Raw genomic sequence first — 23884 nt, 5'->3', positions numbered from 1 at the left:
TTGATGTACTGACCCTCTACTGACGGGAGTTCATGTGCTGGCAGAGGCACGTTGACTTTGGGCCACCGTGACTTTATAGATAAGCTCAAACCTTTATAAATTTAATTTGGGGAAAAGGGCGCATGCTATTGCAGGAAAGCCTTAAACAGGAAGTTACTGAAGCAGTCAAAAAATCACTCACCTTCGATATTTTTTATCAGAGAATACGGCCTGATATATCAGCTTTCGTGGCTGCAACGTCACAACTGCCATTGAAAAGTCTTGATGACTGGGAGCGATTAATACGCTGGCAGATTGACTCATCTTTTTATACATCAGGTTATAAACGGACAGGTGCTGAGATCCAGCAGGTGGGTTCTCTCAGGTGGATGGACTTATGTCATGCAGATGGTTTTCGGCGGGAACGCGCATTACGAACATTATCAGTTGGTGCACCCAACAGTTTTTTATTTGCCTTAGCCGTCAGAAGGTTAAATGATTGGGTTCCTCAGGTGAGAGAAGCCGCCCGTGAAGCACTTCCCTCAATCGCAGCAGCTTCTGACCCGGAAGTTATCGTGGATGTCTTGTTTATAACGCTTCCCTATTGGACCTCATGGGGAAGAGCGGGTGAGAAGGAACACGAGGTACTGACAGACATTATTTCAATGGAGAACGTCACTGCCTCTCTGAAAAAAAGACTTATCTGCACTTCTTCGGGGCCTGCTGCAACTGTCTTTACCCAAGCAGGACGCACGTCAGTATTAGATAATTTTCTGTCTGAGATTGCTGAATCCTCCATTCAGCCCTCACTGCGTGCGAAGGCGTACCGCTGCCTGTTCGAAGGCAAAATTATCTGGTCCGAGGGGATGGAATGGAAGTGGATTGATAAAGCCTTTGGCGTACGACGGCGTGTACCTGTTTTAAATGAAAAAACAATAGCCGTTTCCAGGCCTTTTATTGATATCTTAAGGATGGCCATACTTGACCGCTCACCGATGGTACGGCGTATAGCCGGAGAAATGCTGATTAAAGAATTAGAAAATATATGTGATGAAGCCTTTTCCATGGCCACTCAACTGGCTTCCGATATATCAGAATCTGTAGCGGAACGAGGAAGGTTTGCACTGGTCTGCTTAAAAAAGGATAAGTGAGGCTTTAATTAAACAAGCTAAGCAATATGATTGTCGCAGGAGCCTTTAGGGTAATCTCTGTCCGCCATAAAGAATCATGGTAAATTTCATGTTGTCATGTGCTTTTCGGGTTGTTTATCAATAATATTTCGGCGAGTCTCACTGTTAATAACAATCAGGGAGCCAGATGATGAAGATAGCTGAGATCGATCATATCCATCTCTACGTTGAAAATATTGAACAGGCAGAAAAGTGGTACAACGAGATCCTGGGCTTTGAACGCGACCCTTCCCTGTACTTCTGGTTTGAACAGGGTGGGCCGCTGGTCATAAGAAATAACAGGGCATCACTCTCTCTTTTCCTGCGAAAATCTCAGCCACCAGGCCATACGGTGGCTTTCGGGGTGGCAGCATTATCTTTCAACGAACTTATGCCTGTACTCCGTAAGAATAAAATCCCTTTCAGCGTCAGCGACCATGACGTGTCGATGTCCGTCTATTTCAGCGATCTCAGTAATAATAAAATTGAAGTGACCTCTTACGACTACCTGCATGCAAAGCAGATACTGGAGAGCTTTGCGTAACGCTATCGCTGTTTGCGCTTAGAGGCGTGACTGCAGGCGCACGATGATCTCCGTTCCGAAAGTATAAGTACTTCACTCATCGGCACGCCGGATGAAGTGAAGCCTCCTGGCCCTGAACGGCGATCAGTAAAGTGAGTTCTTCAATCTCTCAGGCAGCGCTTTGTCGTAGGCATCGCCATCAATCTCTGCAATCTGTTTGAGGATGGAACCGGTGCTGGGCAGCGACTGCCGTGAGATCTGCGTTTCGGCATCCCATAATCCGGAGCGAATAATCGCCCGGCTGCACTGAAAGAAAACGCTCTCCACAGTGATGCGCAATACGGTTTTTGGCAGCTGATTGTTGATGGCAAAGCGCTCAAGCAGTGCCGGGTCGGTACTGATCGCTGCTGTGCCGTTCACGCGCAACGTCTCGCCAATGCCAGGGATGAGAAAAAGCAGCGCTACCCGATTGTCATGCAGAATGTTGCGCAGGCTGTCGATGCGGTTATTGCCGCGTCTGTCGGGTAATAACAGGGTCTTGTCATCTTCGATTTCGATAAATCCGGCCGGATCGCCGCGCGGTGAAACATCCAGTCCCTCGGGCCCCGACGTTGCCAGCGCCACAAAAGGCGAGGCGGCGATAAACGGACGATAGGCGGGATGAATATGATCGGTTTCTTTAGCGACAGAGGGCCGGGCGACCGTGCCGTAAAGACCTTCAAGTTCGGTAAGTTCAGTGATAATGCTGCTCTGTTCAGACATTTTTGCACTTTCCTTTTATTAATCCGATTCCCATGACGCTTATGATACGCCACAAACCCGACATACCAGCTAAAGCATAACGTTAACATCAATAACACCAGAGCCAGAGTCTGTAAGCGGCTATTTACGATAATAAGTCTGCGCGTACCCGTCACCCCTCCGCCTGAAAAAAGTTTATTACCGGCCGTGGCTACAAATTCTTCACACAATGCCGATAGCAGAAAGACATTACCACCTTATTACATCCACTCATGAGACTCGCCTGTGAAAATTTCAACTCGTCTGTATGCTGGCTTTGGCCTGCTCATTCTGCTGTTTATTCTGTGTAGCGGGATTGCTTTACACGCTCTTAACAATGCTCGTGATGGCATGAACGATGTCGTCAATGTGAAGATGAAACGCTATCAGATGGTACTTGATATGCGGGGTGCCCTGCGTGATATGGGCATCGCGGTGCGTAATATGGCGCTGCTGACCGACACCAAAGCGATGGAACCGGAATGGAAACGGCTGCAGACTCAGAAAACGCTTTACATCACCACCCGTGAGTCGCTGACCCGCATGATGGATGATGCCACTCCTGCTGCACGCGAAGCGTTCAATAAGGGGCTGTCCGAAGAGAAAGCCACGCTCGACTCCCTTGAACAGGCTGGCCGGTTGGGGCTGGATAATCGTTCGCAGGAAGCCACTGCCTATCTGCTGACCGTGACGCGTCCGGCGCAGCGTAAGCTGCTGGATGCGCTTAACACCCTTTCAGCGATTCAGAGTGTAGAGAGCCAGAAAGCGGTGACGATGAGCAGTGATTCGTCGTCGCGTACTGGCTTCACGCTGATGATCCTCGCGGGCACCTCAATTCTATTAGCAGCGGCAACCTGTCTTTTTACCGTGCGTATCCTGATGCGTCAGCTGGGAGGCGAACCGGCTCAGGCTCAGGCACTGGCTGCCGCTATCGCCTCAGGCGATCTCACCACGTCAGTGGCATTGCGACGCGGTGATACCAACAGCCTGCTGGCATCGTTGGGTGGTATGCAGGCTAATCTGCGTGAGCTGGTTTCCCGTATTAAAGAGGCTGCGGGTTCCGTGGCGCTGGCCGCTGATGAGATTTCTCGTGGTAATACCGAGTTATCTTCACGAACCGAGGAGCAGGCGTCTGCGTTGCAGGAAACGGCTGCCAGCATGGAGCAACTTACCGCGACGGTAAAAAGCAATACCCTTGGCGCACAGCAGACTGCCGGTTCGGCTCGTGAAACGGCCTCGCTGGCTCGCGGCGGTGAAAATGATGTCCAGCGTATGTCCGAAACCATGAATGGCATCTCACTGAGCGCCGCGAAAATCCGCGACATCACTGGCGTTATTGAAGGTATCGCTTTCCAGACCAATATTCTGGCGCTTAACGCGGCCGTTGAAGCGGCAAGAGCCGGAGAAGAGGGGCGTGGATTTGCCGTCGTTGCAGGTGAGGTTCGCTCGCTTGCACAGCGAAGTGCAACCGCGGCACGGGACATCAAATCGCTAATTGAACAGACCGTCGGACAGGTAGAGCAGGGTGTCTCGGTGGCGGCCGGAACCGGCCAGAGCATCCTGAAAATTGTCGGTATGGTCAGTGAGCTGGCCGAGGCAATGGATAATATCTCCCTGTCTTCCTCCGAGCAGATGCAGGGTATTTCGCAGGTCAGCATCGCCGTGAGTCAGATGGATGGCGTGACGCAAAACAACGCCGCACTGGTTGAAGAGTCTTCGTCGGCTTCTCAGTCGCTGTCTGAGCAGGCACATGCACTGCGTGGCATGGTTGATTCGTTTAGAGTGCACAGCGAAGCTTAATCGGCAGGCGCAACAGAACAGACCGGACGCGAGCCCCAGCCGCGTCTGCTCTTTTTGACCGGATTCCAGCAGGATGCTGGCAGGTCCTTACATCGCAGGCTTTCTGTGTACTTCCGTCAAAGATGCCATGCTGTTAGTGATTAGCTGCCAGCCGTTGAGCCGAGGTAACAGAGTTGGTGACAGGAGAAGTTGCTGATATAAACAGTAAAAATGGCTTATTCAGCACCCAAAAGGAGCGCATGATGGTTTGGGAATCAGAGCGGCTGCTCTACAGATATACTCTTCGCGAGGATCTTGGCGACCTCTTCAGAATCTATGGCGACCCCGAAACGCATAAATTTAACCCGCGAGGTCCATGGCCCGACAGAACGTATGCCATTCAGGCCATAGAGCGCATATTACAGAGCTATCAGGAACAGGGTTTTGGCGACTGGACGATATTTGAGAAAGCCCATCCGGATAAAATCATTGGCTTTGGGGGCGTTTTCAGAAGCCAGTTTGACGGTCGTCAGACGAATAATCTCGGTTACCGGTTTGAGCCTGCTGCCTGGGGAAAAGGGTATGCCACCGAGCTTTCCCGCAGAGCCATTCGCTACGGATTCGAAGAGGCCGGGCTGAGCATCATTACGGGTGTGACGCGCGAAAACCATCTGGCTTCGCGGCGGGTACTGGAAAAAGCGGGCCTGACCTTTTTGAAAAAGGTCGACGATCCGGAGGGGTTGCCTCCCAGCCTGATGTACACCCTCACACGACGTGACTGGCTTGCGGCTGGCAACATCGTTACCGCATCTGTCTGATCTTTCCCGTTTGTGATTCAGGCGTGGCGAAATCTGCGCCACCTTTTCGCACTAAGTCCCTTTAAACCCTCTCTTATCCCGCGATTAATACTCCGCTGTGTGGATTACTTTAGCCACCTTAATCAGGGGGAGGCTTTATGGATATTCGTACAATTTTTATTTCAGCAGTTATGGCAGTCAGTCTTTTATGGATAGGCGCATCAGATAACCGTTCGTCACATCTCACCGCCGAGCCGGTTAAATCTGTCCTGAGTAAACTGCAGCCTTGATTCTCAATCGCCCGATAGCACACATTAGCGCCTGCTCAGCCTGAGATGGGGTACACTGCCGCTATCTGTTAATGCAACTTCGTTGCTTTAACCATGACGTTGAGGCTGATAAAAGCGGGAGAAAGTGATGGCGAGGGAGATGATTCGGCAGGGTGGGCGCAGCGCACGTATTCAGGCGGAAGTGCATAACACCGTTAACCGCTTGCTTGAAACGCTTGATCGTTCAGCTATTACAGTGCCGATGATCGCCGAACAGGCGGGTGTGACACCTTCCACGATCTATCGGCGCTGGGGCGATCTGTCCCAGTTGCTGGCGGATGTGGCCGTGGCACGGATGCGGCCCATTGCAGAACCGGAAGATACCGGATCGTCGGCCGGCGATCTTACCGCGTTCATCCAGCAGTATGCTGAAGAGATGTCGTCCAAAGTCGGTCGTGAGCTTCTGGCTGATGTGATAGGAAGTCAGGCTGAAGCGGCGAGCCAGAAATGCTGTGGGTTTACCTATCAGCATCTTGAAACACTGAAAAGTCGGGCCGAGGCACGCGGCGAATCAGGTTTTGACGTTGATCGCATCATCGATGTGGTCGTGGCGCCGGTGATGTTTCATATTCTGTTCGGTGACCGCGACATCTCAGCAGAATACTGTTCGTCTCTGGTTCAGCGGGCATTTCAGATAGGAGTCAGCGCTGAACAAAGGGCAGGGCGGCTTGCGTGATCAGATGCTGCAAGAGTGCTCGCGCCGGATCGTCACCCTGATCTGAGCGGGCGAGCGCGATACCCAGATAGCCGGGCATTGGCAGCCGGTGGGATTCAATCACCAGTGTCTCCGGCAACCCTGCGCGGGTGCGCAGGGTGATGCCCAGCCCGGCCTGTAATGCCGCCCAGATCCCGCTAAGACTGTGGCTGGTGAACACTACCCGCCACGGAATACCTGCCTTATCCAGCGCCTCGATGGCGCGCGATCGCATGACACACGGCGCATCGAATGCCACCAGCGGCAGCGGCTCGCCGCGCTGCAGATATCCCGCCAGATCAAATGCCGGATGCTGTATCCAGGCTAACGGACACTGACCAATTAACTGCGTGCCAGCCTGCTGCTCTGCCTGCCACAGCAGCGCCAGGTCCAGCTCATGACGGGCCAGCGCCGTAAGCAGCGGCAGATTTCTGTCGACGCGTGCGGTCAGCATCACATCCGGATGCTGCCGGTTGAAGGCGCCGAGAATGGCCGGCATCAATGCCTCGCCAAAATCCTCCTGCATCCCGATGCGAATTTCGCCCTGTAACGCTTCGCCTTTCACTGCTCGCAATGTCTCATCGTTCAGCGACAGCAGGCGTCTGGCGTAACTCATCAGCTGTTCGCCGCTGCGGGTCAGCTGCACATGACGCCCTTTTTTCATCACCAGCGCCGTGCCGCATTGCTGCTCAAGTTTCTTAAGCTGCGCACTGACGGCCGAGGCAGACCGACACAGATGCTGTGCCGCCAGGGCAAAGCTGCCGGCATCAATGCCCGCGACGAAACTGCGCAGCGCATCCATATCGAGGAACTCCGGTACCTTATTCATTATTGTCCTGTATTTATGGATGGTAAGAGCTGATTAATTTGATTTTCAGGATTGAAGGCCTGAGTGACACTCTGTCTCACCACTGAGGAGTGTGCAATGAGAAAATCGCTTGATCGGGAAACACTGGCGCAGCGCGCGCCAAAACTGGCCGAACTGACACAGCAGGTGCTGTTTGGCGATATCTGGCAGCGCGAACTGCTGTCACCGCGTGAACGCAGCCTGCTGACGCTGGCAACGTTAACCGCGCTGGGGCGGGTCCAGCAGCTGCCGTGGCACATCGATTTCGCCCGGCAAAATGGACTGACGCAGGATGAGCTGGTGGAGAGCTTCACGCATCTGGCGTTTTACGCAGGCTGGCCCGCCGCCGTCACCGCGCTGGGTTATCTGGAGGATAATCACTGATGCCCTTTACCCGAATTACCCTGCGTCAGGGCTACAGCGAGGCGGCTCTGCATCAGATTTCCACGCTGCTTCAGCAGGCGCTGGTCGCGGAATTTGACGTTCCTGAGCATGATTGCTTTCAGGTGATTGAGATGCTGCCCGCCGGACAGCGGGTATTTGATCGTCATTATCTCAGCGGCGGGCGTAGCGACAATTTCGTGCTGTTTCAGGTGACGGCAGGCCGACCGCGAACGCGGCAACAGAAGCAACGTTTTTATCATTCACTCTGTACGACGCTTCAGGCGGAGATGGCGATCGATCCTGACGACGTGATGATCATCATTCAGTTTAACAGCACCGAAGAGTGGAGCTTTAGCGGCGGCCGGATGCTGGCACAGGAGGAGTTATGATTATCATGCATTACCGTTTTACCCTGCCCGCTGACTACGACATGGGCATCATCGTACAGCGCATCAGTCTGAACGGTGCCCGGCTTGATGGCTTTCCAGGGCTGGTGGCCAAGGCGTATCTCTACACCTGCCGTGATGATGACGGACAGAATGAAAACCGTTATGCACCGCTCTATTTCTGGCGGGAGGCGAGTGGGATGCAGCATTTCCTGCAAAGTCCTGGCTTTGCGACGCTGGTCAGGGATTTTGGCTGGCCGATCATCGAAAGCTGGCTGGCGCTTGAGGGGCAGAGCCACATGCCGGATCTGGCCGATGCCCGCTTTATAACGCTGAACCGCTGGACGATTCCACCGCATTCAGACCTTACGACACTGCCGGTAACAACAGGGATCAGCGCCTGGGATGTGAGCCGCTGGCAGGGAGTAGACGTTAACGCGTCTCACCTGCGCCCCGCTGGCGAGCAGGAAGTCTATCGGATCGGTTATCTGGCACGGGGTGCAGCCGCCGCGGATCTGCAACTCTAGCATCGGGAATGTTGCTGCTTTCTACTCACAGGGCAAAAATGGCTTCTATCTCTATGCGCAGGTCAGCGGAGAAAAGTCCGCTGACCTGTACCAGCGAGCTGGCGGGCAGATGCTCGCCGTAGTTGCGATAAAGCACTTCCCGCAGCGCGGTGATCTCTGTGAAAGAGGTGATGAATATCGTGACCTTCAGCAGCGCTGCGAGCGACGTATGCTCAGCCGCGGCAACCGCCCTGAGTTGATTAAAAATGGCTTCTGCCTGTTCAGCCATATCTCCCTGCTGAGCCGCCGTACCGAAAGCGGTCAGTCCTGAGACATACAGCGTCGCGCCATGCTTCACTGCGTGGACATAAGGCGCTTTTACTTCGCCCAGTTGCGGGTAATTTTTGCGTTCTGGCATCGTCATATTTTCCTCTTTTAAGTGATTTCATACCATACAGGCTACTGGCATTAAAGCAGGCTGAGAGTCGATAGCGGGTTGTGTTAACAAATCGGCAATAGGCAGAAGAGGTGATTGCTGGTGGTTAAGGCGATCTTTTGACGATTTCAGTCGATTTCAGACATCAACGCCGGTCCTGTGTTGCGTGCTATATACAATACATTGAATAGCATGACTACCTTCTGATTTTAAACCTATCAGGACGATGCCTTGCCATCCAGATTCAGTAACGTGGATAGGGTGGATAAATATGTACACGATTTCACTCGTAGGTTATATTCATCCTATGACCCTCGGAAAAGAGAGGGGCAGTTCAAATCTTACGGTCTGTGAAATTTTTTAATCAACGATGAAATCTGGATGGCTCTACCGGCAATCCCTTTGATTTTACCCGTCCTATCTAATCGGAAATCATGTATGAACTCAAATCAAACCATGTCCCAGAAGCTTGCCAGAGACAGTCTCGGAAATGCTGCCGCCTTCGAAGGAGGAGTATACGTAACAAAAAATGGCGTCTCTGAACTCTTCATCCAGACTGCTGCTGAGCGTCAGGCTGAGATTAGAGAGATCGAGCAGGAAAGAAACATAAACGCCCTTTTCAAGCTGGCCTTGCAAGCTAAAAAGGAAGTCGCTGATGGCAAAGGCATGACCCCTGAAGACGTTCTGGGAAGGTTACGTGCCGCAAGAAAATAATAGAGAGGCTTTGAGTGTCAGAACAATATCAGCTGGTAATCGCGCCTCTGGCTGAACAGTGTCTCAAGGACATTGAGTCCTATAAGAGCGGAACAGTTGGGGCGCAGCAAGCGGCTGCATTTGTCGATAATCTACTCATGGATTCAGTCGACAATATCAGTCAGGATCCTGAAAGGTATCGCTACAATGCTTATCTTTCAGAGCGCGGGCTTTTGTTACGCGAACGTCTTGATGTTGAAGGAGAGTATCGTGTTCTGTACGATTTCGTGGACAATACTATCCAGATTCTTCTTTTCGTTAGCATGAAACAGGATTTCGGAAATTTGCTCTACAGATACAACATACTGAAATGACGCTCAGGGCCCGCTAATGCGGGCTTTTGCATAATGAAAGCTTATGGACGTAAGTGCCACTGTCAGCATCCCCGTTTTAGTTTCACTCAATTTTTGAGATTTCCGGATTCTCAGCCATCAGCCCATATTCTTCCGGCATCAGGTTATCAGGGATTCATAAGCCCGCTTACCTGTTAGTCGTAGACAAAAAACACGGTAATTTCAGATGCGTAGGGATAAGCCAGGACGGGCGCGGCCATAATGATGACCAGCGCGAAATCATATGATTAATGATATGAACACGCCCGTCAGAAATCAGCGCTTCAGCAGTTGCTGGCAGAGAAGATTATCCTGCACGGCGCGCTGCTGTTCATCAGGTGTCAGTTGCTGCCAGCGAGCAATCACGCTGCGGCCCAGCCCCGATTTATAAGTGATTTTTTGCAGCGCATAATCAGAGTTGCCGCCTTCAATGACGTTCTGCATCTGCCGGTCGAGGGGCTGCTTACTATCATGATCAATCGCGCACAACACCGCGACGTAATACGCCTTATCTTCCTCACTGTCGTGTGGGATAAACCACCAGGCGGCCAGGGCGAGGATCAGCAGCAGGGGCAGGATATATTTTGCTTTAGCCATTTTAGTCACCGGTTGAGTGCAGTTAAGTCAGCCGGGTATGGCCAGACGCAGGGCGCGTATCCTGCCACAGTTTACGCTAACCGTTTACCTTGTTCAGCCGCTGTTGAGGCAATGTTCAGTTTGCTGGCGCTTCAATCAGCGTTGTACTGATTTGCGCACCCGGCATCATCTGCTGTAATCCCGAAACCAGATCGTCGCTGGCCTGTTGCAGCGCGGAAAGCGGCATAGCGGGCAGACTTTCCAGAATGAACCACATCTGCTGCGCGCTGGCATCCAGTCGGGTTCTTACACCCTGACGCCAGTTCCAGCGGCGACAGGTTACGCCCTGATCGTCGCGCCAGATCACTTCGCCTGGTTCTGGCGACTCATAAACCACCTCGCCCTCTTTAACGGTATCGAAACGTTCACTGCCGTCAGCTATCACCAGGCGTGGCTCGCCAGCATAGGCCTCGATATTTTCACCTCCGACCGGCAGCGCATAACGAATGCTGATGGCGTTATAGAGATCGACAACCGGATCGATGGCAGGCAATGCGCCATCCCGCAGCACACGCTTACGCAATGCTTCTGCCGAACAGGGTGTACGTTTCGCTTTGGCACCAAAGGCTTTAAACACCTCAGCCCAGGCGGCGAGATGCGCGTCTGCCCACGTCGCATCATCATTTAACACCTGCTGGCATGCGCTCTTCAGTGCATCGCTGGCAACTTCTGGTCGGGTAATCGGTGTGGCTTCCACCACAATACTCATGGCACGAAAGCCGGGAGCGAGCGCGAAAACAGTGGGATCGATTGACGGATGAACAGATAACATCGGATACTCTCTCAGTGACTAATTTATTTCATAGTAATGACCGATGACCAAAAAAGTCAATATAATGACCGATGCGGGTGCCGATGTCGCCAGTGTCAATCAGGCTGTTTCGGACAGCATCAAAAGCTGGCGTAAAAGTCAGAAACTCTCGCTGGATGAGTTATCACGCCGGGCTGGCGTCAGTAAAGGCATGCTGGTGGAGATCGAGAAGGGTGTCGCCAATCCCAGCATTGCCATTCTCTGTAAAGTGGCTGCCGCACTGGGCGTCTCGGTGGCAGATATCGTCAACGTTGCGCATGCGCCTGACGCCTGGCTGATTGAGAACAGCGAAATGCCCCGGCTGTGGCAGGGCGAGCAGGGCGGTTATGCGCAGCTGCTGGCGGGAACCCGTGGGCCGGATATGATCGAGCTATGGCGCTGGCAGATGTTTGCGGGCGAAGCTTTCCGTTCAACCGGTCACTCTTCAGGCACGCTCGAACTGTTGCACGTCGAGCAGGGCACGCTCGCCTTAACGGTGGGTGAGCAGACCCTGGTGGTGCAGCAGGGCTGTGCAGCCGTAGCACGAACCGATATGCCGCATGCCTATGCCAGCGCCGATCACCTGCCGGTTATCTTCACCATGACGGTGGCCGAACTGCAGCGCTGACGGCGCTATTCTGCGGCTGTCGCTTCGCCTGGACACGCCAGCAGCAGCGTTTTCAGCAACCTTTCCAGTTCGGCACGCTCTGAAGCGCCAAGCGGTGCCAGCAACGCCTCCTGCGTAGCGGTATGGACGCGGAGTGCATGCTCAATCTGCTGCTGCCCGTGCGGCGTCAGCCCGACCAGCATGCTGCGCTTATCCTCTGGCGCGGCAATACGCTCAATCAGATGCTGCTGCTCCAGCCGGTTCAGACGATTTGTCATCGCACCGGAAGTCACCAGCAGCGCCTGGTAGAGCTGGGTGGGCGACAGGCGAAAAGGCGATCCCGCCCGTCGCAATGTCGCCAGCACATCAAATTCTCCCTCCTGAAAACCAAAAGGCTCCAGTGCCTGACTGCGCGCTTTCGCCAGATGTTTTATCAGACGCAGCACCCTGCCGAAGATCCGCATTGAAGAGGCGTCGAGATCGGGCATCGCGTCGTCCCACTGACTGACAACGAAATCAATATGGTCATGCATAAATTACCTTTAAATATTGTGGTTATGTTGTCGGGTTGTGCGCAGCCTCTTAACACCGGGGAGAATTTATCTTAACGTTAAGATAAATGGTGGCAGCCCGGTGCTGTCATCGTCAATCCTCTGTTAAGGCGTCGATGATGAAAAATAAGGTGTTGTTCCCCATTCTGTTTGCCGTGATCGCTTTTCTTATCGGGCTGAATCTGCGGCCTATGCTGGCGATTATCGGCCCGCTGTTCCCGGTGTTGCAACTGCAGGCCGGATTGTCGTCGACGACGTTCAGTCTGCTGACCACGCTGCCAGTGGCGATGATGGGTCTGGCCGCACTCTCTGGCCCATGGCTGATCGCCCGCATCGGGCCGGTAAAGGGAATCGCCGCCGGTTTGCTCTGTCTGACGTTCGCCTGCCTGTGGCGCGGCGTTACGCTTACTCCCTCTCAGCTGCTGCTCACCGCGCTGGCGGGGGGCGCAGGAATTGGCGTGATACAGGCGCTGATGCCCGCTCTGATCCGGCAACGCTTTGCTGGGGCCGCGGCGACGCTGATGGCGCTGTTCAGCACGGGCATTATGGCGGGCGCAGCACTGACTGCTGCCGGTGCTGACCCGCTGTTTTCATGGCTGGGCCTGCAACCCGCGCTGGCGCTTTCCGGCGGGTTAACGCTGGTCACACTGCTGATCTGGCTGACTTTAGTCAGGCGATCGCCGCAGGTGAGCGTGGCCTCTGATGCAGCGACGCTGCCTGTGCGGCGTACCCTGTTGCTGATGCTCTTTTTCGGCATTGGCACGGGTGCTTATACGCTGGTGCTGGCCTGGCTGCCGCCATTCTATATTCAACTGGGCTGGAGTGCTCGCCACAGTGGCTATCTGCTCGCCGCGCTGACGTTAACCGAAGTGGTGGCAGGATTCATTGTCTCGGCGACGTTACATCGCTTTCCCGATCGCCGTCCGCTGCTGCTCGGTGTGCTGGCCCTGTTGCTGCTGGGGCTGCTGAGTCTGGTCTTTTACCCGGGCACGATGCCGATACTCTCTTCACTGTTACTGGGTACGGGCATCGGTGCGCTCTTTCCGCTGTCGCTGATCGTCACGCTGGATCATGCGCGCAGTGCCAGAGAGGCGGGCATTCTGCTGTCACGCGTGCAGGGAGGCGGATATCTGATTGCGGCTCTGATGCCGCTGCTGGCAGGCTGGGTGCGTGATAGCGGCACGTCAATGACCCAGGCCTGGCTGATCATGAGCGCTGGCGTGGTGCTGTTGATGGTGATTGCCCGACGCTTCAGACCTCAGAACAGTATCAACTGAACAAAGCCGTTGCCGATCAATGTCGATCTGGCATGCTGAAATAAAACCCCTGAACCCGGAGTGCATTGTGAAAGTCATTGGTCTGTTAGGCGGTATGTCGTGGGAGTCTACCGCGCTCTATTACCGTATTCTCAATCAGCAGGTTAAACAGCGGCTGGGCGGCCTGCACTCGGCGGAGCTGGTGCTCTATAGCGTCGATTTTCAGCGTATTGAGCAGCTACAGGCCGCGGGCGAGTGGCAGCAGGCGGGAGAGATACTGGCTGAAGCGGCACGCAATCTGGAACGGGCTGGCGCGCAGTTCATCGTACTCTGTACCAACACCATGCATAAAGTGGCAGCACAAATCAGCGCCGCAACGGGCATCCCGCTGCTGCATATCGCCGACGCCACCGGACGGCGCATTCAGCAGGCCGGGGTGCGTAAGGTCGGATTACTGGCGACGCGATTCACCATGGAACAGGATTTCTATCGCGGGCGACTTCAGCAGCAGTTTGGTCTTGAGGTGATCACGCCGGATAGAGAGGATCGGATTTTTGTGCATGAGGTGATTTACCACGAGCTCTGTCTGGGTGAGATCAATCCCGCGTCGCGTCGCCGTTATGGGGAGATCATGCAGCAGCTGGTCGCGCAGGGGGCGGAGGCCATTATTCTCGGCTGCACCGAAATCACACTGCTGGTGGATGCCACGGATGCCAGCGTGCCACTGTTTGATACCACGCTTATCCACGCGGAAGAGGCTGTTACCCAGGCGCTGGCCTGACGTTTATCCTGCACTTAGCCTTGAGGGAATCGCATGAAAATTGAAAATCTGCCGTTTGGCCTGACCCAGTGGGATCAGATTGAAGAGACGATTCATCCCGGCGACCAGGGGCAGGCGACCTGGCGAACCGTGAAGTTTAACGATATCCGGGTGCGGATGGTCGACTATTCACCAGGCTATGTCGCCGATCACTGGTGCACAAAGGGCCATATTTTGCTGTGTATGGCGGGTGAGTTGCACACTGAACTGGCAGATGGTCGCCGTTTCGTGCTGACACCGGGCGTCAGCTATCAGGTGGCGGACAATGCTGAACCACATCGCTCCTTTACGTCCACAGGCGCGCAACTCTTCATCGTTGACTGAGTTTACAGTCTGCCTCTCTGGTGATCAGCTGCTGGTGAATCATCGCGTCGTTGACACTTTTAAAAGTAAACTGAATCAGCTTTATAAAAATCAGCAAAATTAATGGCTTATTTCATCAGAGTTATCTGGTTCTGACAGGAATAATTTCCATCAGGTTGTATGCTAGAAGCCTTATAAGAACGTTTTGCATTCACCTGAGGTGGGGAAGCCTGTGCTGATAAAAAAGAAGAAAGTTCGTTCGCATACCGAAGATCGACTGCTGGCGCTGGTGCTTGCCACCACCGCCGGCATCCTTAATGCCATGGCGCTGGGCGCGTTTGGATTTTTTCCATCGCATATGACCGGTAACACCTCGCAAATCTCCCAGGAAGTGACCACCAGCGACCTCCATACCATGCTGTTTTTGATGGCACTGATTATTGCCTTTGTGCTGGGTTGTACCGTTGCCCGGCTGGCGGTGGTAGTGGGGATCAGACATAAGTTACGCACCATATTCTGTCTGATCATTCTGGCGGAAGGGGCGGCACTGACGGCGGCATCAATCTTTGAAATCGTGTTCTACCGGCCAAGCTTTAACGGGGAAGTGCTGTTAATGCTGGGCTTTTTAATGGGGATTCATAATGCGACCTCGACGCAGCTCTCCAATGGCCGCGTCAGATCGACCCACATTACTGGCACGCTGACCGATGCGGGTATTGCGCTGGGGTCGTGGATCTTTGCCCATACTTCTCACGCCGTGCATCTTGAAACCGACGATCGTCGCTTTTTCCAGAAGGTTCTGCACACCCATCTGACTACCGTGTTTTCATTCCTGAGCGGCTGTATTGCCGGTCTGCTGCTGTTTAAAGTCTATGGCTTTAACGCCATGGTTGGACTGGGGATATTTCTGATGCTGGTGGCACTGACGGCCATCGCCATCACCGTGCAGCGTACCCGCAGAAGCCTCTACTGACAGTAAAACCGCCCGCCCGATGCACACAGCGCATCGGGCGGGTTGCTTACTGCTGCGTTCGGGTTGGCCGCACCACGATTTCGTTCACATCCACCTCTTCAGGCTGTTCAATGGCATAGCGCACGGCGCGACCAATGGCGTCCGGCTGCAACGCGATAGCGCGATAGTGCTGCATCGCCTCGGCGGCTGCCGGATCGGTAATGGTTGATGCCAGCTCGCTCTCCACCACACCGGGATGGACACAGGTCACCCGTAGCTGACTGTTCTCCTGCCGTAATCCGTCGGAAATCGCCCGCACCGCAAACTTAGTGGCGCAGTAGACAGCTGCGGTGGGCGACACGGCCAGCGCCCCTATCGACGCGATGTTGATGATGTGACCGCGCTGGTGGGCCAGCATGGTCGGCAACACTGACGCAATGCCATACAGCACCCCTTTGATGTTTACATCGATCATCTGATCCCACTCTTCTACCCGCAGCGATGCCATCGGAGACAAGGGCATAATACCGGCGTTATTGATCATTACATCCACCCGGCCCCATCTCGCCAGCGCATACTCAACAAACTGCGTCATCTCTTCGCGGCGCGTTACATCAAGCGCTTTGATCGCCACCTCTGCACCATTGAACTGCAGCTCTTCAGCCAGCGCGGCCAGGCGGCTTTCCCGCCGCGCACCCAGCAGCAGAATGGCATCTGTTTTCGCCAGTTCACGTGCAATGCCTGCACCGATGCCGCTTGAGGCGCCGGTAATTAAAATCACTTTCTGAGTCATTTTTTTTCTCCAGTCAGGTTGTCACTGGCGATCATACGGCGACTGGATTATAAAGATAATCCACCGAACACTTTACGCACTGGTAACTCAATCTGACCAATGAATGCCGATAAAAATGCTCTCGAAGTTTTTGTGATTGTGGCGCAGACGCGAAATTTCCGGCTGGCCGCAGAACAATTAGGTGTTACGCGTCCGGCGATCAGCCAGAGTCTGCGGCGTCTGGAAGACCGGCTTAACCTCACGCTGATGCAGCGCACCACACGATCGGTTCAGCTGACCGAAGCCGGACAGCGGCTCTATGCCGAAGTGGCGCCGGCGATCAACCAGCTCAATCGCGCCGTGACCGATATTGCCGAACTGGCTGCGGAACCTCGGGGCCAGCTGCGGCTGGCGATCTCCTCGATTGCTGAGCGGATGCTGGGGGGAAAACTACTGGCGAGCTTTATTACCGCTTACCCGCAGGTGGAGCTGTATATCACCGTCACCGATGAGGAGTTTGATATTGTCGGGCAAGGCTATGACGCGGGCGTGCGGCTGGGGGAGGTGATTGCTCAGGATATGATTGCGGTGCCGGTATCCACCGCGCAGCGTCAGGTGGCGGTGGCGTCACCCGCCTATCTGGCTCGCGCAGGCACGCCGCAACATCCTCAGGATCTGGTCAATCATCGCTGCATAGGCTGGCGAAAAGGGCCTGGTCTGGCCCCTTATCGCTGGGAGTTTGCAGAGCAGGGACGCGAGTTTAGTGTTGCCGTCAATCCGCAACTCACCACTAACGATATGGGGGTGATGATCCGCACCGCCTGCGCCGGGGGCGGCATCAGCTTTGGCATGGAAGAAACCTTCCAGCCTTACATCGCACGTGGCGAACTGGTGACCCTGCTCGACGCATGGTTGCCTGCCTTTGCCGGCTTCTATCTCTATTTTCCAAGCCGCAAAAATCTGGCCCCCAAGCTGAGGGCGCTGATCGATCACGTCAGACTTTAGCGACAGAATGCACGTCTGATTTAGCGCTGATATTGCTGATCGCTGACCTGCTCCAGCCAGTCAACCGGCGAGCCGTTCAGTGACTCAGCGATAGCAATATGCGTCATGGCGTTATCCGGCGTTGCACCGTGCCAGTGCTTCACGTTTTCCGGGATCCAGACGATATCACCGGTGTTCATCACCTGAATGGCTTCACCCTCACACTGAATCCAGCCCTGGCCATGCGTGACGATCAGGGTTTGCCCGAGTGGATGGGTATGCCATGCGGTGCGGGCACCCGGTTCAAAAGTCACCGTTGCGCCACCCACGCGGGCGGGTTCGGTTGCCTGGAATGGTGCATCAATCCGAACCGTACCGGTAAAATATTCAGCAGGTCCTTTACGCGAAGGCAGCGATCCGTTGGCGATAATTTTCATTACTCACTCCTGTTGTTAACGTGTCATGCACAGTGTAACCGGCAAGCCGGAGCGTGATTAGCCCGCTCAGTCGGCAAACGGTTATGAGCCGGGCTCATTAATTGCCTGACAGTTTTTCAGGCTGTCATGTTGTAACGGGTGATGATGTTGATTTTAGAGTAGGGCGCGGGCGGTTCTGAGGCGGGCAAAAATCCATGAAACGCCAGCAGCGTTCTGAAAGCGTGCAGCGCATCAAGCTGTAAATTATGCTCGATTAATGCATCAATTTTACCGGCCTGCAGCAGTGCACGATTCTCACGATCGAGATCGTGACCAATAAAAGCGTTAACCGTCCGCTTTTGTTCGGCAAAAGCGCGCAGTATGCCGGGATTACCGCCACCGACTGTGTAGACCGCATCTGCATCCGGATGGCTCTGCAAGAACTGTGTCACCGACTGCTGCATCCGGGCGTCAATGCCATAACCGCCTGCTACCACGCTCACCTGATGCTGGGGCGCAAACTCCTGCATTGCTCGCTGAAATCCCTGAATTCTCTCCTGTTCGCCAATGAAATCGTGACTGCCGGTCACAGCCACAATATGCGAACGACTCACCCGCAGCCATTTTGACATCAGAAAAGCCGCCACTTTACCGGCATCAAAATTATCCATGCCGATATAGCGCAGGCGCGCGCTGCCGGGCAGGTCACTCATCATGGTGACCACCGGAACGCGTTGTTTCAGCAGTGATTCAAGGGTGGGATGAAGTTCACCAGAACAGGCTGCCTTAAGAATGACTCCGTGACTATGCAACGCTTTTTTATTCAGCAGCGCGTTAATCGCCTCCGCAGTCAAATTCGCGCCGAAGTGGAAACGCAGCTGAAGTTTAAAGGCAGTAAAACTGGCAATCTGACTGCTGAACGCCTCACGTATCAGTGGCTGAAAGCGGTCAGGTGTATGCATGATGACGTCGAAATAGATCGTTCTTCCCCTGGCGAGTCCCGCTTTTTGCATCAGTTCCAGGTCCGCTATCGCCTGCTGGATTCGGTGCTGGGTTGTGGCATGCACGTTGCCGCGCTGATGCAGTGCCCGGTCGATGGTCGCCAGACTGAGTCCCGACTGGGCAGCAATCTGTTTCAGGGTAAATTTAGCCATGTGCTGCTCGTGACACCAGAGGATGACGATAGTTTTATCATACTGCTGGCCATTGTCAGATGATCATTTAACACAGGCTGGTCAGAACATATCAGGCAGGGAAGCCTGCCGCGCAGGTTATCGCAAAAAACAGTGAGTCGAAAAAGTGTTTATAACACATTCAGCCAAAAGTCTGTTTCCGCGATATATAACTATCCAACTCTCAATATACATGGGCATAAATAGATTACAGCGGTTGCTACCACGTTTTGGCTATTTATAGCTTCAGGGCTGCATGGGGTGAAAATAAAGCAAGATAATATTCTGAGGTTGTATAGTTAATAACCTTTTTGCCGCTTCGCTTATATTTCCCGCTTGACGGCTTTTTTGTTTTTTGGCTCCCGCTAATGATAGACTGTATATGCATACACCATCGGGAGGTCGTGTGAAGTACGACAACGATAATGAAATCCGTGCGCTGGTTGGTGCGGTAGTCAGTGATTTGATCAAGGCGGGAGAGCCGGTTCATTTCCACGACATTACGGACGCGCTGTTTCGCCTGAGCGAAGAGACGCGTGACAGCAGGCTGAAAGCATTGTGTCAGGAAGCGATAAGCTTTTTCACTCGTAAGATGCATTAAGGTTGCCAGGCCTGATGCCGGGCGTTGTCCCGGCCTGTGTCATGATAGCGGCCCTGCTACCTTTGACATCGGCGAGAATAAGAGGCATTGCATATTGCTGGCAGCCATTAAAACGGATTTTTTGTGAGTCGTTTGTTTCTTTTTTATTCAGCGTGACGGTTGATGACCGCATTAAAAATGTCAGTCAGATCTTTCTGTTGATTATTCATTAGGGGTGGCGAATTTCTGATAAAGAAGTTCGCCTTTTCATTGGCAGGTCTTATTAAGCCTGAATGATCATCCTCTGGCATGATTGCAAAAAAGCGTTATCGTCGGGATCAAATCCCTGCTACATCATTAACCTGCAAAAGAATTTTTATATCGGATAATTTCTGTGTGGCATATCGGGTATACAGCGAAAGTGAGGGAAGGAAACAAAAGCGGGCGAGGGGGAAGAGTATCCTGCGTTACCAGAGGTAACGCAGAATGGCGTATCAGATGCCGGTATCGTCTGGCGTGCGGCCAACCACGATTTCCAGCGTTTTGCGTAACACATCCAGCCTGACAACATCTGAAGTACATTCCAGTTCCGCGATCAGATAGAGGATGATCGCTTTATTGGTTACACGTCCCTGATCAGCAACAATGTCACGAATCACTGCGCCCAGCAGTTCAGTTTCCGGAGCAAGCTGATCGCCTGCGCTACGGAAGTAGTCAATGATTGAAGAATCTGATGATGAATGCTGCATGATTATTCTTTCTCTGAGGAAAATGGGTCAGATGCAATGGTTGAAGTCAAAAACGAGTGTAGGCGCAGTTTTCGTTTTGCCCAGCCCGCCTTAAAAATTCTGTTCAGGTCTGCCGCTTCGCTTAAAATTAGCCGCATGTATCAGGTACGCAGTACGCTCAATCAGTGCTTTTTCGAACCTTCAGGCGGGCCATCACTGTTCATACGATGAGCCGTGTTATCACGTTCGGCACCGTCGCCCTGCACGCGTTTGCGCGCGGCAACCATACCATTACGGACTTCAGTGATGGCTTTGCGAATCACTGACACTTTCACGGCGTCGTCAGCATCAGCAGCCATCAGTTCGAGCTGTGCGATTAAGGCGTTGCTGGATACCGGTTTGTCTGACTTGAGTAATGTCAGAACGGCTTCGCCGATCATAACATCTGTCAGTTTCTCATCTTCACTTCTGTACATACTGGCTTCTCTGATTGCGAATCAATGGCCATGCTGCGGGTCCGTATGCGTCAGCGGGTGCGACTTAGTGCACCCGATACGGGAAGCAGAACTGGGCTTTATTGCTAGGATAGATCTTCCTGGGTGATGGCTGAAACAGGCGTCCTGATTAACATGCACGACCGTGAGAGGGCATTAATCTTCGCGACGAAACAGCATCGCAATGAGTTCATGCAGATGACTCTCTTCTTCTGGCGTGGCAGCCAGTTCAAGGCGACTCAGCAGTTTACTGCAAATCGTTTTCCGACTAAGGCTATGACCTGCGCGCAGAATTTCCACCACAACCGAACCCAGCGTCTCCTGTTGCGACGGTGAGCTGGCCTGATTAAAGTAACGGGCAATATCGCTGATCGTTTCCGGGGCTTGTCCGTTCTGACGCATGTTGTTGTCCTCAGGTGATTTAAATGTATGCACTCTGGATGCGCAAGTTATACATCTTTGCAAAACTTGTACAGAATTTTGGATTTTTGGGATTAATTTTTTTGTGCAAAAAGTGCTAAGGCTTTTAAAACAGGGTGTTACGAGGAGTTTGTAGCGAGGTAAAAATTGTACCAGATTCTTGTATCATTCACACCCCACCGACGCTCCGACCTGAATATTAAGGCCGGAGAGGAACGTCACACATGGGTTAGTGTTTAAAGAAGATGTCATCGGCAGAGACGGGAGCCGCAGGCTCTTTGCCAGTGGTTTTGGCAAGCCAGTTCGCCGGTGCGGTGCTGCGAGAACCGATGGTTTTGAACCCCATCAGCCATTGAAGCGCATGATGCATCTGCTCAAGGCGAGTCTCATTAACTTCAGAGTCAGCCATGAACTTTAGCTCATTAATCAGCAGTTCAACATTCACTTCCTGACCGGCATTAAACAGGTTCATTGCGGCTTCGCCAATGATGACATTCGCTTTTTCGTCGCTGGAAAAATACAAATTATCCTCCTGGGTGATTGCGGTAAGTAACATTAACTGTAGCAAAAAAATTTACGAAGCTTAATCAATTCAGCCTATCAATAAGATTATTTTAATTGTCGGTCTGCTGTGCGTGTCATGTGGGTGACGCCCGGTGTCAGAACGCTGTTCGGTTAATTGCACAGCCAGGATGGCCTTTTTTTAATCCTGTTATCGTTCCTGCGGTTTACTCAACCACAGATGAGAAAGGCGTAAAACCCGGTTATAGCTATACATCACGCTTTCCATAAACTTTCCATCATTGAAATTAACTTTTTACATATCAATAAGTAAAACACCTAGCTTACAAAACTTCACATTCGGGCCCGGACGCTGAAGAAACTTCACAACCCTTCGCTGTTACAAAGGTATAGCCTGTGCTATAAAAAATAGCCTATGCTAATTATGTTCTGTTTTTAATCACCTCTGGAGATCGCCCTATGGTCCCGAAAAGAAAAATAACCATGATGCTACTGAGTGCGCTACTGACAACCCTGATGGCGACCAGCAGCTATGCAGCAGAAAAATTTAAGGTAGTGACGACGTTTACGGTCATCGCTGACATGGTAAAGAACGTGGCGGGCGATGCGGCCGAAGTCACTTCCATTACCAAACCGGGTGCTGAAATACACGAATATCAGCCGACGCCCGGCGATATCAAACGGGCGCAGGGTGCGCAGTTAATCATGGCGAACGGTCTTAATCTCGAACGCTGGTTTGAGCGTTTTTATCAGCATCTGGATGGGGTGCCGGAAGTGATTGTCTCTGCCGGGGTAAAACCGATTGGTATCGGCGAGGGGCCTTACAACGGTAAACCGAATCCGCACGCCTGGATGTCACCGGACAATGCGCTGATCTATGTCGATAATATCCGTGATGCGCTGGTGAAATATGACCCGACGCATGCGGAAACTTATCGTCAGAACGCCGCCGCCTATAAGCAAAAAATTACCGCAGCACTGGATCCACTACGCCAGCAGATTGCCGACATCCCGGAGGATAAACGCTGGATGGTGACCAGCGAAGGCGCATTTTCCTATCTGGCTCGCGACCTGGGTATGAAAGAACTCTACCTGTGGCCTGTAAATGCTGATCAGCAAGGCACGCCGCAACAGGTGAGAAAAGTGATCGACCAGGTGAAGAAAAATGCTATTCCGGCGGTGTTCAGTGAAAGCACCGTGTCGGATAAGCCAGCCCGCCAGGTCGCGCGGGAAACGGGTGCGCATTACGGTGGGGTGCTTTACGTCGACTCATTAAGCAACGCTCAGGGACCGGTGCCGACCTATCTGGATTTGCTCAGAGTCACCACGGAGACGCTGGCACAGGGCATCAAAGCGGGAGAGAAAGCGCAATGACAGACACCATCGTGGTTTCCGATGTTACCGTGACCTATCGCAACGGTCACACCGCGTTGCATGATGCCAGCTTCAGCGTGCCGGGTGGATCGATTGCGGCGCTGGTGGGCGTCAATGGCTCAGGCAAGTCAACCCTGTTCAAAGCGCTGATGGGTTTTGTCCGGCTCGCCAGCGGCAGCATCTCGGTACTCGGCATGCCAACCCGTGAAGCACTGCGTCAGAGTCTGGTCGCGTATGTGCCGCAATCGGAAGAGGTGGACTGGTCTTTTCCGGTGCTGGTGGAGGATGTGGTGATGATGGGTCGCTACGGTAATATGGGCCTGCTGCGTCGACCCAAACCACACGACCAGCAGATTATCAGTGATGCGCTGGCGCGGGTCGATATGCTGGATTACCGCCATCGTCAAATCGGTGAGCTATCCGGCGGACAGAAGAAAAGGGTATTTCTGGCGCGCGCCATTGCCCAGCAGGGCAGCGTTATCCTGCTGGATGAGCCGTTTACCGGCGTGGACGTTCAGACCGAGGCCAGAATCATCAGTCTGCTGGGTGAGCTGCGCGATGAAGGCAAGACCATGCTGGTCTCAACGCATAATCTGGGATCGGTCACGGAGTTCTGCGATTACACCGTGATGGTCAAAGGCACCATTCTGGCCAGCGGCCCGACCCGCACCACCTTTACCGCCGCCAACCTTGAGCGCGCGTTCAGTGGGGTGCTGCGTCATGTGATGGTGAAAGGGCTGGACGATCAGATTATCACCGACGATGAGCGGCCTTTTATTGCGCCACGTACGGCACCTGAAGACGGAAACTGAC

Annotated in this window: 33 protein-coding genes; 20 read left to right on the top strand and 13 right to left on the bottom strand. The window is 53.3% G+C overall.

The genetic code is table 11. The annotated features are described in order from the left end of the window. Window positions 1–122: 122 nt before the first annotated feature. Complete coding sequence (locus PAG01S_RS13295; protein WP_062759005.1) at window positions 123–1130, top strand: hypothetical protein; 1008 nt, start codon at window positions 123–125, stop codon at window positions 1128–1130. Window positions 1131–1299: 169 nt separating this feature from the next. Further along, on the top strand, window positions 1300–1692 hold the full coding sequence (locus tag PAG01S_RS13290; protein ID WP_033773978.1) for a VOC family protein: 393 nt from the start codon (window positions 1300–1302) through the stop codon (window positions 1690–1692). A 123-nt stretch (window positions 1693–1815) separates the two neighbouring features. On the opposite strand, the gene PAG01S_RS13285 is transcribed toward PAG01S_RS13290, so the two are convergent. Next, window positions 1816–2433: a pyridoxamine 5'-phosphate oxidase family protein gene (locus tag PAG01S_RS13285; RefSeq protein WP_010246855.1), complete on the bottom strand. Its 618-nt coding sequence runs from the start codon at window positions 2431–2433 to the stop codon at window positions 1816–1818. 264 nt (window positions 2434–2697) lie between these two features. On the opposite strand from PAG01S_RS13285, the gene PAG01S_RS13280 reads away from it, so the two are divergent. From PAG01S_RS13280 to PAG01S_RS13270, 4 genes are all read left to right on the top strand, one after another. Next, on the top strand, window positions 2698–4251 hold the full coding sequence (locus PAG01S_RS13280; RefSeq protein WP_062759003.1) for a methyl-accepting chemotaxis protein: 1554 nt from the start codon (window positions 2698–2700) through the stop codon (window positions 4249–4251). 242 nt (window positions 4252–4493) lie between these two features. Beyond that, window positions 4494–5048: a GNAT family N-acetyltransferase gene (locus PAG01S_RS13275; protein WP_062759001.1), complete on the top strand. Its 555-nt coding sequence runs from the start codon at window positions 4494–4496 to the stop codon at window positions 5046–5048. A gap of 137 nt (window positions 5049–5185) precedes the next feature. Then, a complete protein-coding gene (locus PAG01S_RS22640; protein WP_010670579.1) occupies window positions 5186–5317 on the top strand; it encodes a hypothetical protein in 132 nt (43 codons plus the stop codon). Window positions 5318–5444: 127 nt separating this feature from the next. Continuing rightward, complete coding sequence (locus tag PAG01S_RS13270) at window positions 5445–6032, top strand: TetR/AcrR family transcriptional regulator (protein ID WP_062759000.1); 588 nt, start codon at window positions 5445–5447, stop codon at window positions 6030–6032. On the opposite strand, the gene PAG01S_RS13265 is transcribed toward PAG01S_RS13270, so the two are convergent. Continuing rightward, the gene (locus PAG01S_RS13265; RefSeq protein ID WP_062758998.1) at window positions 5998–6879 is read right to left on the bottom strand and encodes a LysR substrate-binding domain-containing protein; all 882 of its coding nucleotides are present in this window, start codon (window positions 6877–6879) and stop codon (window positions 5998–6000) included. The genes PAG01S_RS13270 and PAG01S_RS13265 overlap by 35 nt on opposite strands. Before the next feature lie 96 nt (window positions 6880–6975). Between PAG01S_RS13265 and PAG01S_RS13260 the strand changes: the two genes are divergently transcribed. From PAG01S_RS13260 to PAG01S_RS13250, 3 genes are read left to right on the top strand one after another with little or no spacing between them, the layout of a single operon-like run. Next, window positions 6976–7281 (top strand): carboxymuconolactone decarboxylase family protein, encoded by a 306-nt coding sequence (locus PAG01S_RS13260; RefSeq protein WP_033787198.1) that lies wholly within the window; start codon window positions 6976–6978, stop codon window positions 7279–7281. Next, window positions 7281–7670: a tautomerase family protein gene (locus PAG01S_RS13255; protein ID WP_062758997.1), complete on the top strand. Its 390-nt coding sequence runs from the start codon at window positions 7281–7283 to the stop codon at window positions 7668–7670. Before PAG01S_RS13260 ends, PAG01S_RS13255 begins: the two co-directional genes overlap by 1 nt. After that, on the top strand, window positions 7667–8194 hold the full coding sequence (locus PAG01S_RS13250; protein ID WP_062758995.1) for a DUF4865 family protein: 528 nt from the start codon (window positions 7667–7669) through the stop codon (window positions 8192–8194). Before PAG01S_RS13255 ends, PAG01S_RS13250 begins: the two co-directional genes overlap by 4 nt. A gap of 25 nt (window positions 8195–8219) precedes the next feature. Here PAG01S_RS13250 and PAG01S_RS13245 read toward each other — a convergent pair whose 3' ends face one another. Then, window positions 8220–8597, bottom strand: a complete 378-nt coding sequence (locus PAG01S_RS13245) for a RidA family protein (RefSeq protein ID WP_033787194.1) — start codon at window positions 8595–8597, stop codon at window positions 8220–8222. A gap of 450 nt (window positions 8598–9047) precedes the next feature. Here PAG01S_RS13245 and PAG01S_RS13240 point away from each other — a divergent pair, with 450 nt between their 5' ends. Together PAG01S_RS13240 and PAG01S_RS13235 are read left to right on the top strand one after the other, a co-directional pair. Continuing rightward, window positions 9048–9323 carry a hypothetical protein gene (locus tag PAG01S_RS13240; RefSeq protein WP_010246864.1) on the top strand — a complete coding sequence of 92 codons (276 nt, stop codon included), beginning with the start codon at window positions 9048–9050 and terminating at the stop codon, window positions 9321–9323. Between the two features lie 14 nt (window positions 9324–9337). After that, window positions 9338–9676, top strand: coding sequence for a type II toxin-antitoxin system RelE/ParE family toxin (locus PAG01S_RS13235; RefSeq protein ID WP_010246865.1), 339 nt, complete (start codon window positions 9338–9340; stop codon window positions 9674–9676). Between the two features lie 294 nt (window positions 9677–9970). Here PAG01S_RS13235 and PAG01S_RS13230 read toward each other — a convergent pair whose 3' ends face one another. Both PAG01S_RS13230 and PAG01S_RS13225 read right to left on the bottom strand, forming a co-directional pair. Then, window positions 9971–10291 (bottom strand): hypothetical protein, encoded by a 321-nt coding sequence (locus PAG01S_RS13230; protein ID WP_062758993.1) that lies wholly within the window; start codon window positions 10289–10291, stop codon window positions 9971–9973. Window positions 10292–10406: 115 nt separating this feature from the next. Then, complete coding sequence (locus PAG01S_RS13225) at window positions 10407–11102, bottom strand: B3/B4 domain-containing protein (protein ID WP_062758991.1); 696 nt, start codon at window positions 11100–11102, stop codon at window positions 10407–10409. A gap of 43 nt (window positions 11103–11145) precedes the next feature. On the opposite strand from PAG01S_RS13225, the gene PAG01S_RS13220 reads away from it, so the two are divergent. After that, window positions 11146–11748 (top strand): helix-turn-helix domain-containing protein, encoded by a 603-nt coding sequence (locus tag PAG01S_RS13220; RefSeq protein ID WP_062758989.1) that lies wholly within the window; start codon window positions 11146–11148, stop codon window positions 11746–11748. 5 nt (window positions 11749–11753) lie between these two features. On the opposite strand, the gene PAG01S_RS13215 is transcribed toward PAG01S_RS13220, so the two are convergent. After that, window positions 11754–12260 carry a MarR family winged helix-turn-helix transcriptional regulator gene (locus PAG01S_RS13215; RefSeq protein WP_062758987.1) on the bottom strand — a complete coding sequence of 169 codons (507 nt, stop codon included), beginning with the start codon at window positions 12258–12260 and terminating at the stop codon, window positions 11754–11756. A gap of 137 nt (window positions 12261–12397) precedes the next feature. Here PAG01S_RS13215 and PAG01S_RS13210 point away from each other — a divergent pair, with 137 nt between their 5' ends. From PAG01S_RS13210 to PAG01S_RS13195, 4 genes are all read left to right on the top strand, one after another. Continuing rightward, window positions 12398–13555: an MFS transporter gene (locus tag PAG01S_RS13210; RefSeq protein ID WP_062758985.1), complete on the top strand. Its 1158-nt coding sequence runs from the start codon at window positions 12398–12400 to the stop codon at window positions 13553–13555. A 67-nt stretch (window positions 13556–13622) separates the two neighbouring features. Next, complete coding sequence (locus tag PAG01S_RS13205) at window positions 13623–14315, top strand: aspartate/glutamate racemase family protein (protein WP_033760791.1); 693 nt, start codon at window positions 13623–13625, stop codon at window positions 14313–14315. Window positions 14316–14348: 33 nt separating this feature from the next. After that, entirely contained in the window at window positions 14349–14678 is a 330-nt protein-coding gene (locus PAG01S_RS13200) for a DHCW motif cupin fold protein (RefSeq protein ID WP_052271314.1), read from the top strand. Window positions 14679–14889: 211 nt separating this feature from the next. Then, entirely contained in the window at window positions 14890–15630 is a 741-nt protein-coding gene (locus PAG01S_RS13195; RefSeq protein WP_029519590.1) for a YoaK family protein, read from the top strand. A gap of 46 nt (window positions 15631–15676) precedes the next feature. Here PAG01S_RS13195 and PAG01S_RS13190 read toward each other — a convergent pair whose 3' ends face one another. Beyond that, window positions 15677–16402: an SDR family oxidoreductase gene (locus PAG01S_RS13190; RefSeq protein ID WP_033768775.1), complete on the bottom strand. Its 726-nt coding sequence runs from the start codon at window positions 16400–16402 to the stop codon at window positions 15677–15679. Between the two features lie 99 nt (window positions 16403–16501). On the opposite strand from PAG01S_RS13190, the gene PAG01S_RS13185 reads away from it, so the two are divergent. Further along, window positions 16502–17386, top strand: coding sequence for a LysR family transcriptional regulator (locus PAG01S_RS13185; RefSeq protein WP_062758983.1), 885 nt, complete (start codon window positions 16502–16504; stop codon window positions 17384–17386). A 20-nt stretch (window positions 17387–17406) separates the two neighbouring features. Here the strand turns inward: PAG01S_RS13185 and PAG01S_RS13180 are convergent, their stop codons facing one another. Further along, window positions 17407–17802 carry a (R)-mandelonitrile lyase gene (locus PAG01S_RS13180; protein WP_010246880.1) on the bottom strand — a complete coding sequence of 132 codons (396 nt, stop codon included), beginning with the start codon at window positions 17800–17802 and terminating at the stop codon, window positions 17407–17409. A 116-nt stretch (window positions 17803–17918) separates the two neighbouring features. Then, window positions 17919–18935, bottom strand: a complete 1017-nt coding sequence (locus PAG01S_RS13175) for a substrate-binding domain-containing protein (RefSeq protein WP_033768778.1) — start codon at window positions 18933–18935, stop codon at window positions 17919–17921. Window positions 18936–19359: 424 nt separating this feature from the next. Between PAG01S_RS13175 and PAG01S_RS13170 the strand changes: the two genes are divergently transcribed. Continuing rightward, window positions 19360–19554, top strand: coding sequence for a hypothetical protein (locus tag PAG01S_RS13170; RefSeq protein ID WP_010246886.1), 195 nt, complete (start codon window positions 19360–19362; stop codon window positions 19552–19554). A 473-nt stretch (window positions 19555–20027) separates the two neighbouring features. On the opposite strand, the gene PAG01S_RS13165 is transcribed toward PAG01S_RS13170, so the two are convergent. From PAG01S_RS13165 to PAG01S_RS13150, 4 genes are all read right to left on the bottom strand, one after another. Beyond that, window positions 20028–20282 (bottom strand): biofilm/acid-resistance regulator YmgB/AriR, encoded by a 255-nt coding sequence (locus PAG01S_RS13165; protein WP_010246887.1) that lies wholly within the window; start codon window positions 20280–20282, stop codon window positions 20028–20030. Window positions 20283–20443: 161 nt separating this feature from the next. After that, complete coding sequence (locus tag PAG01S_RS13160) at window positions 20444–20737, bottom strand: hypothetical protein (RefSeq protein ID WP_010670560.1); 294 nt, start codon at window positions 20735–20737, stop codon at window positions 20444–20446. A 174-nt stretch (window positions 20738–20911) separates the two neighbouring features. Beyond that, a complete protein-coding gene (gene ycgZ / locus PAG01S_RS13155; protein WP_010246891.1) occupies window positions 20912–21157 on the bottom strand; it encodes a regulatory protein YcgZ in 246 nt (81 codons plus the stop codon). A 247-nt stretch (window positions 21158–21404) separates the two neighbouring features. Beyond that, on the bottom strand, window positions 21405–21698 hold the full coding sequence (locus tag PAG01S_RS13150; protein ID WP_033768781.1) for a hypothetical protein: 294 nt from the start codon (window positions 21696–21698) through the stop codon (window positions 21405–21407). Between the two features lie 482 nt (window positions 21699–22180). On the opposite strand from PAG01S_RS13150, the gene PAG01S_RS13145 reads away from it, so the two are divergent. Next, complete coding sequence (locus tag PAG01S_RS13145) at window positions 22181–23071, top strand: metal ABC transporter substrate-binding protein (RefSeq protein ID WP_376715423.1); 891 nt, start codon at window positions 22181–22183, stop codon at window positions 23069–23071. Continuing rightward, a complete protein-coding gene (locus PAG01S_RS13140) occupies window positions 23068–23883 on the top strand; it encodes a manganese/iron ABC transporter ATP-binding protein (protein WP_062758979.1) in 816 nt (271 codons plus the stop codon). The genes PAG01S_RS13145 and PAG01S_RS13140 overlap by 4 nt, the downstream gene beginning before the upstream one ends. The last annotated feature ends 1 nt before the right edge of the window (window position 23884 follow it).

The sequence above is a fragment of the Pantoea agglomerans NBRC 102470 genome, assembly GCF_001598475.1.
Lineage (GTDB): Bacteria > Pseudomonadota > Gammaproteobacteria > Enterobacterales > Enterobacteriaceae > Pantoea > Pantoea agglomerans.
Note: the sequence above shows the minus strand (reverse complement) of the source record. Positions and strands in the feature narration are given on the sequence as shown.